We start from the raw sequence: 13328 nt of genomic DNA, 5'->3' as shown, positions 1-13328 counted from the left end.
CTGGGGCGCCGCTTACCCTTGCGCGCGACATCGTCCCGCCCCATGTTCGTGACCAATTCGCGCCTCTTGCGCGTCAAGAACAAATCTGGAACATACCCCTCCCATGAGTCTCACCCACATCAAGGTGCGCGGCGCGCGCGAGCATAATCTCAAGGGCGTCGACGTCGACCTGCCGCGCGACAGCCTGGTCGTCATCACGGGCCTTTCGGGTTCCGGCAAGTCGAGCCTCGCATTCGACACCATCTATGCCGAGGGGCAGCGCCGCTACGTCGAGTCGCTCTCCGCCTATGCGCGCCAGTTCCTCGAGATGATGCAAAAGCCCGACGTCGAGCATATCGACGGGCTGTCGCCGGCGATCAGCATCGAGCAGAAGACGACGAGCCGCAACCCGCGCTCGACCGTCGCGACCGTCACCGAGATTTACGACTATATGCGCCTGCTGTGGGCGCGCGTCGGCATTCCCTATTCGCCCGCGACGGGCGAGCCGATTTCGGCGCAGAACGTCAGCCAGATGGTCGACCGCGTGATGGAATTGCCCGAAGGCACGCGCGCCTATCTGCTCGCGCCCGTCGTGCGCGGCCGCAAGGGCGAGTATCGCAAGGAACTTGCGCAGTGGCAGAAGGAAGGCTTCACCCGCGTCCGCATCGACGGCGAGTTTCATGAAATCGGCGACGCGCCCGCGCTCGACAAGAAATACAAGCACGACATCGAGGTCGTCGTCGACCGTATTGCGGTGCGTGAGGGCCTCGAAACCCGCCTCGCCGACAGCTTCGAGACCGCACTGAAGCTCGCCGAGGGCCTCGCCTATGTCGACCTTGCCGACGGTCCCTTACCGGGCCGCGAAGAGGAAGACACCGGCGGCGCGATGAAGGGCGCGGGCATCCCCGCGAACCGTATCGTCTTTTCGGAGAAATTCGCCTGCCCGGTCTCGGGCTTCACGATCGCCGAGATCGAGCCACGACTGTTCAGCTTTAACGCGCCGCAGGGTGCCTGCCCGGCGTGCGACGGCCTTGGCGAGCGGCTCGAATTCGATCCCGAGCTCGTCGTCCCCAACCATGCGCTCAGCCTGAAGAAGGGCGCGGTGGTGCCGTGGGCGAAGTCGAACCCGCCCTCGCCTTACTATATGCAGGTGCTCGAAAGCCTGGGCAAAGCCTATGATTTCAGCCTCGAGACGCCCTGGCAGGATCTGCCCGGCGGGGTGCAGGAGATCATCCTGCACGGCACCGGCGGCATGCCGGTCGAGCTGACCTTCAAGGACGGCAAGCGCACCTACACGACGCACAAGGCGTTCGAGGGCGTCATCGGCAACCTCAACCGCCGCATGCTCCAGACCGAGAGCGCGTGGATGCGCGAGGAGCTGGGCAAGTACCAGACCGCGCAGCCGTGCGAGACGTGCCACGGCGCGCGCCTGCGTCCCGAACCGCTGGCGGTGAAGATCGCGGGCGAGAATATCAGCATGTCGGCGCAGCGCTCGGTCGCCGACGCGCTCGCATGGTTCAGCACCCTCGACGAAAAGCTGAACGAGACGCAGCGCCAGATCGCCAAGGCGATCCTGAAGGAGATCAACGAGCGGCTCGGCTTCCTCAACAATGTCGGGCTCGATTATCTCAACCTCAACCGCACATCGGGCACGCTCAGCGGCGGCGAAAGCCAGCGCATCCGCCTCGCCTCGCAGATCGGCAGCGGGCTATCGGGCGTCCTGTACGTGCTCGACGAGCCGAGCATCGGTCTGCACCAGCGCGACAACGACCGGCTGCTCGCGACGCTGAAGCGCCTCCGCGATCTCGGCAATACGGTGATCGTCGTCGAGCATGACGAGGATGCGATCCGCCACGCCGACTATGTCGTCGACATGGGCCCCGGCGCAGGGCTCCACGGCGGCGAGATCGTCGCCGAAGGCACGCTCGACGAGGTCCTGAAGAACAAGAAGAGCCTGACCGCGGCGTATCTCACCGGCGCGAAGCGGATCGAGGTGCCCAAGCATCGCCGCCCCGGCAACGGCTTCGACCTCGTGCTCAAGGGCGCGCGCGCGAACAATCTGCAGAATGTCACGGCAAAGATCCCGCTCGGCACCTTCACCTGTGTCACCGGCCTGTCGGGAAGCGGCAAGTCGAGCCTGATCATCGACACGCTCTATGCCAGCGCGGCGCGCGTGCTCAACGGCGCGCGGATGGTCGCGGGACCGCACGACAGCCTGAAGGGGCTGGAGCATTGCGACAAGGTGATCGACATCGACCAGTCGCCGATCGGGCGCACCCCGCGGTCGAACCCCGCGACCTACACGGGCGCTTTCACGATCATCCGCGACTGGTTCGCGGGGCTGCCCGAAAGCCAGGCGCGCGGCTATAAGCCCGGGCGCTTCAGCTTCAACGTCAAGGGCGGACGTTGCGAGACCTGCACCGGCGACGGGCTGATCAAGATCGAGATGCACTTCCTGCCCGACGTCTATGTGACGTGTGAGACGTGCCACGGCAAACGCTACAACCGCGAAACGCTCGAGGTGAAGTTCAAGGGGATGAGCATCGCCGACGTGCTCGACATGACGGTCGAGGATGCGGCGGAGTTCTTCAAGGCGGTGCCGTCGATCCGCGAGAAGATGGCGATGCTCGTTCGCGTCGGGCTCGGCTATATCAAGGTCGGGCAGCAGGCGACGACGCTGTCGGGGGGCGAGGCGCAGCGGGTGAAGCTGGCGAAGGAGCTGTCGCGGCGTTCGACCGGGCAGACGCTCTATATCCTCGACGAGCCGACGACCGGCCTGCATTTCGAGGATGTCCGCAAGCTGCTCGAAGTGCTGCAGGCGCTCGTCGATCAGGGCAACAGCGTCGTCGTGATCGAGCATAATCTGGATGTCATCAAGACCGCCGACTATATCCTCGACCTCGGCCCCGAGGGCGGGGTCAAGGGCGGCGAGATCGTCGCCGCGGGTACCCCCGAACAGGTGGTGAAGGAACCGCGGAGTTTCACCGGGCAGTATCTGAAGCCGTTGCTGGGGAAATGACGAAAGCCCCTCCCTTCAGGGAGGGGTTTGGGGAGGGCCTGTAGCCTCCCGCGCGATATCGACATCCCCTCCCCCGACCCCTCCCATAAATGGGAGGGGAATCAGATCAATGCCACACCGCCGACAGCGGATAGGTGGCGATCAGCCAGATCAGGCAGGCACACACGACGCGCCGGTCCTTTGCCCAGATCGCCAGCGCCGCGACCGGAAAGAAGCTCCACGTCACGACGATCGTGCGCAGGCCGCCGATCCATGCGGTGCCGACAAGCGCGATCGTCGTCACGATCAGCGCGACGTTGCACAGCAGGATTCCGCCGAGCACCAGCCGCCTTTGCTTGTCGAAATGCGCGTTCAGGTCGGCCCATGCCTCGGGATCGTCGGGAAAGACCAGGCTGGCCGCGACGAAATAGATGGCGGTGACGATGAACCCGCCGAACAGGACCGGCCAGCTCAGCGGCAGCAGATCGCGCAGCGACCAGCCGTACATCCAGAAGGTCACGACGTCGCACGACACGAACAGCCCGAGCAGCGCGGTCGGCCAGCCGATGCGCACCCTGTGGCTCGCCTTCAGCGCGCGGCTCAATCCGCCCAGCCCCTCGGCCAGCGCAAGGCCGAGGATCAGCCCGAACAGTGAAAAGATGAATTCGAACCCGCTCATATGTCCCCCGGCTTGCCGCCGCCGCTGTGCCAAAACCGGGCGCGCCGCGCAATGGATCGACATTGGCAATGTCCCCGATTGACAAGAAATTTCCGCCCCAGCATGACGTCATGGCCGCGTCCTGCGGCAAGGGGGAGCCGCACGCTGCGGCAATGGGGGAATGTCTATGAAATCGTTACGGGTCGCTACCGCTTTGGCGGGTTCTTTTGCGATGCTCGCCGCCACCGCACAGGCTCAGGAAGCCGCCGCACCCGCGGCCGCCGCCGAACCCGCCGCCGCGGCCGAGGTCGCCACCGAAAGCGCCGCCGCTCCGGCCGCGATCGCCGCGGTCGCGCCGGGCCTGATGCTGCCGTCCTATACCGAGGTCGTGCTGACGCCCGACGCCGAGGCATCGAGCAAGCAGCTTCGCGAGGGCGACGTCGTGCTGATGCACAGCGTGTTCGACGTGATGCACAATGGCGTGATCGTGATCCCGAAGGGCACCCCGGCGCGCGGCACCGTGACATGGCGCACCGGCAAGGGCGCATTCGGCAAGTCGGCGAAGATGGAAATCACCTTCAACGACCTGACGATGCCGAACGGGCAAAAGCTGAACCTGGCGGGCAAGCACCGGCAGGAAGGCCAGGGCAACACCGGCGCCGCCGTCGGCGCGGCGGTCGCGGTCGGCGTGTTCGGTGCGTTCGTCACCGGCAAGTCGGCGATCATCCCGGTCGGTCAGCAACTGAGCGCGCGCACCGCCGACGCGCTGCCCTATGTCATCCCCGCCGGCGCGAAGATCGTGCCGACGGCGACGCTGGCGCCCGCCGTGACGCCCGCCGCGGCGCCGGCAGCGCCCGCGGCCGAACCCGCCGCCGCGACGACGCCGACCGGCGGCTGAGCTTTCGCGAGGAATTGGAGAAGCGCCCCGGATGCGAGTCCGGGGCGTTTTTCGTTGCGGCGCGCGCGCATCCCGCGTCCATCTTCGTCACCCCGGACTTGATCCGGGGCCTGCCTTGTCTTTCAGAAGGGAGGCGGGTGCCGGGTCAAGCCCGGCATGACGGAATAAGAACCGCTGCGACCGCGGCCACCCCTACCCCATCAGCTTCGCCGTAATATCCTCGGCGGCGTAAATGCGGATCACCGGCGGCCGCGGCGAGAGCGCGCGCATTTCGGCGACGAAGGCGCCCGACGCGGGCACCGCGAAATGGGTGCGCACCGCGTCGATGCTCTCCCACTCCTCGACGAAGACGAGCCGCAGCGCGTCCTCGACATCGACATGGCAATGATGCGCGAGACACCCCGGCTCCGCCCGCGACCGCGCGCTATGCTCGGCGCCGAGCGCAATCATGCGCTCGCGATGCTCGGGGGTGAGGATGACGTGGCCGGTGATGAGGATCATTTATGCAAGCGCCGCCAAACATGCATTATCGTAATTCACAAGGCCGTTTCTGATGGTAGTAATATCTCCCTCAATCTCGCTCAGAGTATGACTCTTAGCAATCTTGAACGTGTGGGCGATTGCTCCCCGTTTTCCTCCAAAAGAATCCAAAGCGGCCATCGTGACTGGGTCTTCCGTTCCAGGATCTATGCCCACTGGCAGAAGCATTTTCATTTGATCAGTTACGCGAATCCCATTGTTATCGCCAATCAACGATTTAAATCTGCCAAAAGCATGGCTAGAGAACAAAGATATATTCTCAAACGGTTCTTTCTTTATCTTTTTGTTGAGCCCCGACTCCTCAACTCTTCCAATGAGTCCACTTGAAATCAAGCCGACCAACGCTCTCGTTATCCGATTTTCTCCATCATATATTCCCACAGCCTTCTGAGCGGTATCTAGAGCTATAGTTTCCAAATACTCTTCTATAATTGCGTGACTTAGAAACATAAGAGATTTAATTTTTAGCTCTTGAACCACCGTATTGCACTGATAGAGCGGCACCTTGTAGGCTATTTTTCTAGCCTCAAGCAGGTCAGCTACCATTTTTTGATAGAGGGCGCTCGGCATAGGCCCGCCTATTTGATGCTAGGCTGCGGCAGCTTAATCCCCGACAAAGCGGAGACGGCATCAATCCACTTCGAGAACCTAGCAGAAGTCGATTCAATGGACTTTGTCGTAGTCTCAATAGACCGAGAAAAATCGACATCGCTGGCCGACAAACGTTTAAACTCATCGACAAGAGCCGAACCATTCGATAACGCCCATTTCCTAAATTCAACAATAGATAGAGTGAATGACATTATATCGAATATCGCCCTGTTAAATCTACTTTCAAAATTACCCTTAATATATTTCCTACAAAAACCACTTTCTCCAAATATATTTATCCCAGCTTCAATTGCGGCATCAAGCTGAGCTAGACGATCTTCGACCGATCTCACGAAGTCGCGATCATCGAATTTTATGTTATATGATTCACAAGTGCTATCGAGAAATTTCTTTAGGTCGCCCGTATATTCTATATCCAAATCGGTAAATGCAAGATACCTAACGGCTAACTCCACATCTCCCATCCTTGGGTCTGGGGAGCGTTTTTTTAGCAGATGGTGAACCGGACCAATGTTTTCGGTCCACCTAAGGATAAATTTGAGAAACTCTCCAGGATAGAGCGACATCCTCAATTCCATCGGCGATAGCTTAACTGAGCCAGAATTGAGGCGATAGAATATCTCATAGAGAACAGACTCGTCAGTCCACCCCCTCAACACGGTCGTGCGCTGCGTCTCATTGAGAAGCTTGCCTGCAACATCTCGATCGGCTGACATCTGCTCCCATGTTTTGCCTTCAAAAACCTTCAAAACCCGCAAATCCTTCAATCGAAATTTGCGACCGTTTGGCAGCTTTCCGTCGATGAACTCTTTGATGGTAAGCAAGCGCTGCTTCCCATCGAGAACAAGAAAAGAGCTTTTCACCCCCGGTTTTGAAGATAGAAGTATCTGCGGAATAGGAATTCCTAAGAGCAGCGACTCGATAAATCTTGATTTTGCCTTCGCATTCCAAACATTCCGCCTTTGAAAATCTGGATCGAGATCTATCTGCTTCCCAATCTGAGTATAAAGCGTCTCAATCGTCCAGTCTGCGGGCGCAACCACTAAACCATCAAATTTTGCTTCGGTCAAAGTTAGGTCAGCGGAAGATTCCTCAGCTTCATCGTCGTCGAACTCTTCGTCGCGATCAACCCAATCAATTTGCGGATCGTTCATTTTTACTGCCTTGCCCCTTGTCTGACCGATTGGTCTATCAAGCACCTCGTGTAGCGTAGTCTTTAGCCTTCCTCCAGTCGATCTCAATTCTCGACTTCTCATGACACTTCCATGACACTCCCTGTCACAAACGCGTCACACAAATCCATCAGAGGGCAGTCAGCGAGTCGCCGCAGGGGTGGTGGCTTGGTTCGGTAACGACCCCCTCTACAGGATTTATTCCATGGCCAAGAAATTTGCCCTCATCGCCTGCGCCGCGACTGCCGCGCTGGCGCTTTCCGCCTGTCAGGACCAGGCTTCGTCGGGTGGCGGCGCGCGCGACTATATCAGCGCCGTCGGCTCCTCGACCGTCTATCCCTTTGCGACCGCAGTCGGTGAGAAGTTCGCCGAAGCGACCGGCAACAAGGTTCCGAAGATCGACAGCACCGGCACCGGTGGCGGTTTCGAGCGTTTCTGTGCCGGCGTCGGCGGCGACACGCCCGACATCGCGAACGCCTCGCGCCGCATGAAGAAGAAGGAATTCGACACCTGCGCCAAGAACGGCGTCAAGGACATCGTCGAAATCCAGGTCGGCATCGACGGCATCGCGCTCGGCGAAGCGCAGCGCGGCCCCGGCTTCAAGCTGAGCGAGGAAGACGTCTACAAGGCGCTCGCGGCGAACCCCTATGGCAAGCCGAACACCGCCAAGACGTGGAAGGACGTCAACCCGGCGCTTCCCGCGGTCGCGATCTCGGTCTTCGGCCCGCCGTCGACCAGCGGCACCTATGACGCGTTCAAGGAGCTGATCATGGGCAAGGGCTGCGACGCCAATGCCGAGATGAAGGCGCTGAAGGACAGCGACAAGGACAAGCATGAGGCGACCTGCACCACGCTGCGCGGCGCGCCCTTCTATGTCGAACAGGGCGAGAATGATAACCTCATCATCTCGAAGCTCGACAAGAACCCCGATAGCCTCGGCATCTTCGGCTTCAGCTATCTCGATGCCAACAAGGACAAGATCAAGGCCGTGCCGGTGCAGGGCGTCGCCCCCACCTATGCCGCGATCGCCGATGGCAGCTATCCGGGTTCGCGCCCGCTGTTCATCTATGTCAAGAAAGCGCATGTCGGCGTAATCCCCGGCCTCGCCGAATATATCGCCGAGTTCCTGAAGGGCGCGGCCGAGGGCGGCTATCTGGCCCCCAAGGGTCTGGTCGTCTCGCCGAAGGCCGTTGCCGACAAGGCCGCGGCGAACGCCAAGGGCATGACCGCCCTCGACGGCGCCGAGCTCAAGTAACCCTCCCGCCGGTGGCCGGACCGGAGGGGCCACATCCCCTTCCCCGGCCACCGCTTTTTTGCATATCCTGCCCGGGCAATCCCTTCTCCGTTCGCATCGAGCGAAGTCGAGATGCCCCACAGGATTGCGCAAGACTGATGGGTGTCTCGACTTCGCTCGACACGAGCGGAATTAAGGCGCTCCATGCGGCTGTAAATTGTGACAAGAGTCATCAAACTGCCACGCCGACCGGCTTTGGGTCGGACGCGATGATGTCGATGCGATAACGGGGACGATGTGACTTTCAACGCCGCCGCCTTACTGCTGCTGATCGGAGGGCTTGCCCTGATCGGCTGGCTCGCCGGCCGGGCGCGCTCGCTGATGCTGGCGGGCCGCGCGGGCAGCAAGCTGCACTCGCGCCCGCAATATCATGGCTGGTATGTCGCGCTGTGGCTGTTCGCCCCCGCCGCGATCTTCCTCGCCGTCTGGTCGGCGGTGTCGCCCGCACTGATCACCAATTCGGTGCTGTCGAGCGACGCGGCGCAGAGCCTGCCCGCCTTCGGCTTCGAACGCGGCGCGATCCTGTCCGACGCACGGAGCGTCGCGCAGGGCGCACAAGCCGCAGTGCGGCTGCCCGCCGCGGCGCCGCTGGTCAGGCCCTATGCCGACGCGACGCATTTCTATGCATGGATCGGCATCGCCGCGATGCTGGCGCTCGCGCTGGCGGGCGGCCTCTATGCCTTCACGCGGATCAAGCCCGACTTCCGCGCCCGGACAAGGGTCGAGAAGATCGTCATGGGGCTGCTGCTTCTCGCCTCGCTCGTCGCGATCCTGACGACCTTCGGCATCGTATTGTCGTTGCTGTTCGAATCGATCCGCTTCTTCCGCCTCGTCTCGCCCGCCGAGCTGCTGTTCGGGACCGAGTGGGCGCCGACGAGCGGCGCGCCGCAGCCCGACACCTTCGGCGGCATCCCGCTGTTCTGGGGCACGGTGCTGATCGGCGCAATCATCGCGATGATCGTCGCGATCCCGATCGGGATGATGACCGCGGTGTACCTTACCCAATATGCCGCGCCGCGCGTGCGCCGCTGGGTCAAGCCCTTGCTCGAGATCCTCGCGGGCGTCCCGACCGTCGTCTACGGCTATTTCGCCGCGCTGACCGTCGCGCCGGCGCTGCGCGAATTCGCGGTGATGCTCGGCATTCCGAACGCCTCGACCGAAAGCGCGCTCGCCGCGGGTATCGTGATGGGCGTGATGATCATCCCCTTCGTCTCGTCGATGGCCGACGACAGCATCAACGCGGTGCCGCAGGCGATGCGCGACGGCTCGCTTGCGCTCGGCGCGACGCCGAACGAGACGATCCGTCAGGTGCTGATCCCCGCCGCGCTGCCCGGCGTGATGGGCGGCATCCTGCTCGCGGTCAGCCGCGCGATCGGCGAGACGATGATCGTGGTGATGGCCGCGGGCCTCTCCGCCAACCTCACCGCCAACCCCTTCGCCAGCGTCACCACGGTGACCGCGCAGATCGTCAAGCTGCTCACGGGCGACCAGGAATTCGACAGCGCCAAGACGCTCGCCGCCTTCGCGCTCGGCCTCGTGCTGTTCATCGTGACCTTGCTGCTCAACATCGTCGCGCTGCGCATCGTCAAAAAGTATCGCGAAGCATATGAATAGAGAGACCGCCCCGACCGACTGGAAAGGCGCGACGATGCAGAAACGCATCGCGGGCCGCTACGCCGCCGAGCGCCGCTTCAAGCTGTTCGGGCTGGGCGCGGTCCTGCTCTCCGGCTTTTTCCTCGCCTTCCTGCTGTTCGTGATGGTCGGCAACGGCCTGCGCGGTTTCACTTACACGAATGTGGAAGTTCCGATCGACTTCAAGGCGATGCCGCTGACCGTCGATGCGTCGCGGCTCGGCGATGCCGACGCCGATCAGGTGATCGCGAACGCGGGCCTCGCCGACATCGTCGCCTTCGCCGCCGACGAGGCGCTCGGCCCCGACGGGTCGAAGATGATCAGCGAGAATGCGTGGAAGGAAGTCCGTACCGCGATCAAGGACGACCCGGAGCTTTTGAAGGGCAAGACGACCTTCCACCTCCCCGCTTCGTCCGAGGTCGACATCGCCGCCAAGGAAGGCGCGAAGGGAGCGATCGGCGCGAAGGTCGATGCGCTGGAGAAGGACGGCAAGCTGTCGACCGGGCTGCACACGCCCTTCTTCAGGAATGCCGACGCCACCGATCCCGCGGTCGCGGGCATCTGGGGCGCGCTCAAGGGGTCGTTGCTGACGATCTTCATCGCCTTCCTGATCGCTTTCCCGACCGGCGTCCTCGCGGCGCTGTATCTTGAGGAATATGCGCCGAAGAACCGCTGGACCGACCTGATCGAGGTGTCGATCAACAATCTGGCCGCAGTGCCCTCGATCATCTTCGGCCTGCTTGCGCTTGCGGTGTTCATCAACTGGTTCGGTATCTGTCAGGCAAGCCCGCTCGTCGGCGGCCTGACGCTGGCGCTGATGACGATGCCCGTGATCGTCATCGCCAGTCGCAACGCGATCAAGGCGGTCCCGCCGTCGATCCGCGACGCCGCATTGGGCGTCGGCGCCAGCCCGGTGCAGGTCGTGTTTCACCACGTCCTGCCGCTCGCGCTCCCCGGCATCCTGACCGGGACGATCATCGGCATGGCGCGCGCGCTGGGCGAGACCGCCCCGCTGCTCCTCGTCGGCATGCGCGCCTTTATCGGCGACGTGCCCAGCGGCATCTGCTCGCCGGCGACGGTGCTACCGATGCAGATCTTCCTCTGGTCGGACGAAGTCGACCGGGGCTTTGTCGAGAAAACCTCCGCCGCGATCATCGTGCTGCTTATCGTGCTGCTGTCGATGAACGCCCTCGCGATCTATCTTCGCAACAAGTTCGAAAAACGCTGGTGAACATGACCCAAGACGATCTCATCATCGCCGACCCCAAGATGAAGGCGCACGGCGTCAACGTCTTCTATGGCGAGAAACAGGCGATCCACGACGTGTCGATCGACGTCGGCACCGACCTGGTCACCGCCTTCATCGGCCCGTCGGGCTGCGGCAAGTCGACCTTTCTGCGCTCGCTCAACCGCATGAACGACACTGTCGCGAGCGCCCGCGTGATCGGCAGGATCGAGCTCGACGGCGAGGACATCTATGCCCCGTCGATGGACGTGGTGCAGCTCCGCGCCCGCGTCGGCATGGTGTTCCAGAAGCCGAACCCCTTCCCCAAGTCGATCTATGACAATGTCGCCTATGGCCCGCGCATCCATGGCCTCGCGCCGGGCAAGGCCGACCTCGACGTCATCGTCGAACGCGCGCTGGTTCGCGCCGGCCTTTGGGACGAGGTCAAGGACCGTCTCGGCGAAAGCGGCACCGCGCTGTCGGGCGGCCAGCAACAGCGCCTGTGCATCGCGCGCGCGATCGCGGTCGATCCCGAAGTCATCCTGATGGACGAGCCCTGCTCGGCGCTCGACCCGATCGCGACCGCGAAGATCGAGGAGCTGATCCACGAACTGCGCGGCAAATATGCGATCGTGATCGTCACCCACAATATGCAGCAGGCGGCCCGCGTGTCGCAGCGCACCGCCTTTTTCCACCTCGGGACGCTGGTCGAGTACGGCAAGACCACCGACATCTTCACCAACCCGAAGCAGGAACGCACCAAGGACTATATCACCGGCCGCTACGGTTAAGCCCGGCCGAAGAAGGACGAAGCAGATGGCAGTTACCAACGATCATACCGTCAAGGCTTTCGACGAGGATCTGAACCGCCTCCGCGGCCTGATCAGCGAGATGGGCGGCCGCGCCGAGCAGGCGCTGCTGCAGGCGATGAACGCGCTCAACAACGGCGACCTCGACCTCGCCGCGCAGGTCGTGCGCGACGACAAGAAGATCGACGCGCTCGAAGCCGAGGTCGAACAGCTCGCGGTCCAGACGATCGCGCTGCGTGCCCCGATGGCCGATGATCTGCGCGAGATGATCGCGGCGCTGAAGATCGTGTCGGTCGTCGAACGTATCGGCGACTATGCGAAGAATATCGCCAAGCGCGTCGCGCTGATGGACCAGACGCGGCAGATCGAGGCGATCCCGGTGCTGATGTCGATGTCGGCGGCGGTCGCCGAGCTGATCCACGACGCGCTCGACAGCTTCGCCGCGCGCGATCCCGAGCTCGCGGTGCGGGTGACGGTGCGCGACAAGAATGTCGACGATTTCTACAACAGCATCTTCCGCACGCTCGTGACCTTCATGATGGAAAATCCGAAGCACATCACCGAAAGCGCACACCTGCTGTTCGTCGCCAAGAACCTCGAACGCATGGGCGACCATGCGACGAACATCGCCGAGATGGTCTATTATGTCGTCACCGGCGAACATATGGAGGAACGCGAGCGCGGCCAGACGCCCGAAGGCGCAGCCTCGGGGCAGGAGCAGGCCTGATGCCGCAGCCCGACCTGCTTCTCATCGAGGATGACGAAGCGATCGCCGAGCTGATCGTCTGGCACTTCGCACGCGAAGGCTTTTCGGTCCGCCAGACCCCCGACGGCGAGCAGGCGCTCGTCCTCGTCGAGGAACGCGTTCCCGACATCGTCCTGCTCGACTGGATGATCGAGAGCCTGCCCGGCATCGAAGTGTGCCGGCGCCTCCGCCGCAATCCGAAGTCGGCGAACGTCCCGATCATCATGCTGACCGCGCGCGGCGAGGAAGAGGATCGCATCCGCGGCCTCGAAACCGGCGCCGACGACTATGTCACCAAGCCGTTCAGCCCGCGCGAACTTGTCGCACGCGTCTCGGCGGTGCTGCGGCGCCTCCGCCCCGCGCTGGCCGGCGAACTCCTCGCCTATGCCGATATCGAGCTCGATTCGGTCGCGCACAAGGTTGTGCGCAACGGCCAGATCGTCGCGATGGGGCCGACCGAATTCCGCCTGCTGCGCCATTTCATGGAGCATCCGGGCCGTGTCTTCTCACGCGGGCAGCTGCTCGACAGCGTGTGGGGCCAGGACAGCGACATCGAACTGCGCACGGTCGACGTCCATATCCGCCGCCTGCGCAAGGCGATCAACCTGCCCGGCACTGCGGATATCATCCGCACGGTACGCTCGGCAGGCTATGCACTCGACGCGGGCAAGAGCATCTAGACGACCGGTTTCGACCGATTGCTGACGATAGAGATGTGCACCCCGGCGAAAGCCGGGGCCCATGATTTCACCAGCGGACTGGGCCC

The 13328-nt window shown here is 62.6% G+C and carries 12 protein-coding genes; 8 read left to right on the top strand and 4 right to left on the bottom strand.

Annotated features, from left to right (window positions below; genetic code table 11):
- Positions 1 to 103 precede the first annotated feature (103 nt).
- Positions 104 to 2998 carry an excinuclease ABC subunit UvrA gene (gene uvrA, locus L7H23_RS00060; RefSeq protein ID WP_237837337.1) on the top strand — a complete coding sequence of 965 codons (2895 nt, stop codon included), beginning with the start codon at positions 104 to 106 and terminating at the stop codon, positions 2996 to 2998.
- A 106-nt stretch (positions 2999 to 3104) separates the two neighbouring features.
- Here the strand turns inward: uvrA and L7H23_RS00055 are convergent, their stop codons facing one another.
- Positions 3105 to 3656 carry a hypothetical protein gene (locus L7H23_RS00055; protein ID WP_237837336.1) on the bottom strand — a complete coding sequence of 184 codons (552 nt, stop codon included), beginning with the start codon at positions 3654 to 3656 and terminating at the stop codon, positions 3105 to 3107.
- A gap of 211 nt (positions 3657 to 3867) precedes the next feature.
- Between L7H23_RS00055 and L7H23_RS00050 the strand changes: the two genes are divergently transcribed.
- A complete protein-coding gene (locus tag L7H23_RS00050; protein ID WP_237837335.1) occupies positions 3868 to 4533 on the top strand; it encodes a hypothetical protein in 666 nt (221 codons plus the stop codon).
- 192 nt (positions 4534 to 4725) lie between these two features.
- On the opposite strand, the gene L7H23_RS00045 is transcribed toward L7H23_RS00050, so the two are convergent.
- The 3 genes from L7H23_RS00045 to L7H23_RS00035 are packed head-to-tail and all read right to left on the bottom strand — an operon-like array spanning position 4726 to position 6839.
- Positions 4726 to 5034, bottom strand: coding sequence for a putative quinol monooxygenase (locus tag L7H23_RS00045; protein WP_237837334.1), 309 nt, complete (start codon positions 5032 to 5034; stop codon positions 4726 to 4728).
- A complete protein-coding gene (locus tag L7H23_RS00040; protein WP_237837333.1) occupies positions 5035 to 5643 on the bottom strand; it encodes a hypothetical protein in 609 nt (202 codons plus the stop codon).
- Positions 5644 to 5651: 8 nt separating this feature from the next.
- Entirely contained in the window at positions 5652 to 6839 is a 1188-nt protein-coding gene (locus tag L7H23_RS00035) for a DUF262 domain-containing protein (protein ID WP_237837332.1), read from the bottom strand.
- Positions 6840 to 7062: 223 nt separating this feature from the next.
- Here L7H23_RS00035 and L7H23_RS00030 point away from each other — a divergent pair, with 223 nt between their 5' ends.
- The 6 genes from L7H23_RS00030 (at position 7063) to phoB (ending at position 13242) form a co-directional block, all read left to right on the top strand.
- Positions 7063 to 8112 carry a substrate-binding domain-containing protein gene (locus L7H23_RS00030; protein ID WP_237837331.1) on the top strand — a complete coding sequence of 350 codons (1050 nt, stop codon included), beginning with the start codon at positions 7063 to 7065 and terminating at the stop codon, positions 8110 to 8112.
- 276 nt (positions 8113 to 8388) lie between these two features.
- The gene (gene pstC, locus L7H23_RS00025) at positions 8389 to 9765 is read left to right on the top strand and encodes a phosphate ABC transporter permease subunit PstC (RefSeq protein ID WP_237837330.1); all 1377 of its coding nucleotides are present in this window, start codon (positions 8389 to 8391) and stop codon (positions 9763 to 9765) included.
- A complete protein-coding gene (gene pstA / locus L7H23_RS00020; RefSeq protein WP_237837329.1) occupies positions 9758 to 11014 on the top strand; it encodes a phosphate ABC transporter permease PstA in 1257 nt (418 codons plus the stop codon). Before pstC ends, pstA begins: the two co-directional genes overlap by 8 nt.
- 2 nt (positions 11015 to 11016) lie before the next feature.
- Entirely contained in the window at positions 11017 to 11799 is a 783-nt protein-coding gene (gene pstB, locus L7H23_RS00015; protein WP_237837328.1) for a phosphate ABC transporter ATP-binding protein PstB, read from the top strand.
- A gap of 25 nt (positions 11800 to 11824) precedes the next feature.
- A complete protein-coding gene (phoU, locus tag L7H23_RS00010) occupies positions 11825 to 12544 on the top strand; it encodes a phosphate signaling complex protein PhoU (protein WP_237837327.1) in 720 nt (239 codons plus the stop codon).
- On the top strand, positions 12544 to 13242 hold the full coding sequence (phoB, locus tag L7H23_RS00005; RefSeq protein WP_237837326.1) for a phosphate regulon transcriptional regulator PhoB: 699 nt from the start codon (positions 12544 to 12546) through the stop codon (positions 13240 to 13242). Before phoU ends, phoB begins: the two co-directional genes overlap by 1 nt.
- Positions 13243 to 13328: the final 86 nt, after the last annotated feature.

This window comes from Sphingopyxis sp. BSN-002, assembly GCF_022024275.1.
Classification (GTDB): domain Bacteria; phylum Pseudomonadota; class Alphaproteobacteria; order Sphingomonadales; family Sphingomonadaceae; genus Sphingopyxis.
The sequence above is the reverse complement of the archived record's forward strand: the minus strand, read 5'-3'. Positions and strand labels throughout refer to the sequence as shown.

Excerpts from the sequence above, each read along its gene's own strand:
- uvrA (WP_237837337.1), top strand. The coding sequence starts at position 104 with ATGAGTCTCACCCACATCAAGGTGCGCGGCGCGCGCGAGCATAATCTC.
- L7H23_RS00055 (WP_237837336.1), bottom strand. The coding sequence starts at position 3,656 with ATGAGCGGGTTCGAATTCATCTTTTCACTGTTCGGGCTGATCCTCGGC.
- L7H23_RS00050 (WP_237837335.1), top strand. The coding sequence starts at position 3,868 with ATGCTCGCCGCCACCGCACAGGCTCAGGAAGCCGCCGCACCCGCGGCC.
- L7H23_RS00045 (WP_237837334.1), bottom strand. The coding sequence starts at position 5,034 with ATGATCCTCATCACCGGCCACGTCATCCTCACCCCCGAGCATCGCGAG.
- L7H23_RS00040 (WP_237837333.1), bottom strand. The coding sequence starts at position 5,643 with ATGCCGAGCGCCCTCTATCAAAAAATGGTAGCTGACCTGCTTGAGGCT.
- L7H23_RS00035 (WP_237837332.1), bottom strand. The coding sequence starts at position 6,839 with ATGAACGATCCGCAAATTGATTGGGTTGATCGCGACGAAGAGTTCGAC.
- L7H23_RS00030 (WP_237837331.1), top strand. The coding sequence starts at position 7,063 with ATGGCCAAGAAATTTGCCCTCATCGCCTGCGCCGCGACTGCCGCGCTG.
- pstA (WP_237837329.1), top strand. The coding sequence starts at position 9,758 with ATGAATAGAGAGACCGCCCCGACCGACTGGAAAGGCGCGACGATGCAG.
- pstB (WP_237837328.1), top strand. The coding sequence starts at position 11,017 with ATGACCCAAGACGATCTCATCATCGCCGACCCCAAGATGAAGGCGCAC.
- phoU (WP_237837327.1), top strand. The coding sequence starts at position 11,825 with ATGGCAGTTACCAACGATCATACCGTCAAGGCTTTCGACGAGGATCTG.
- phoB (WP_237837326.1), top strand. The coding sequence starts at position 12,544 with ATGCCGCAGCCCGACCTGCTTCTCATCGAGGATGACGAAGCGATCGCC.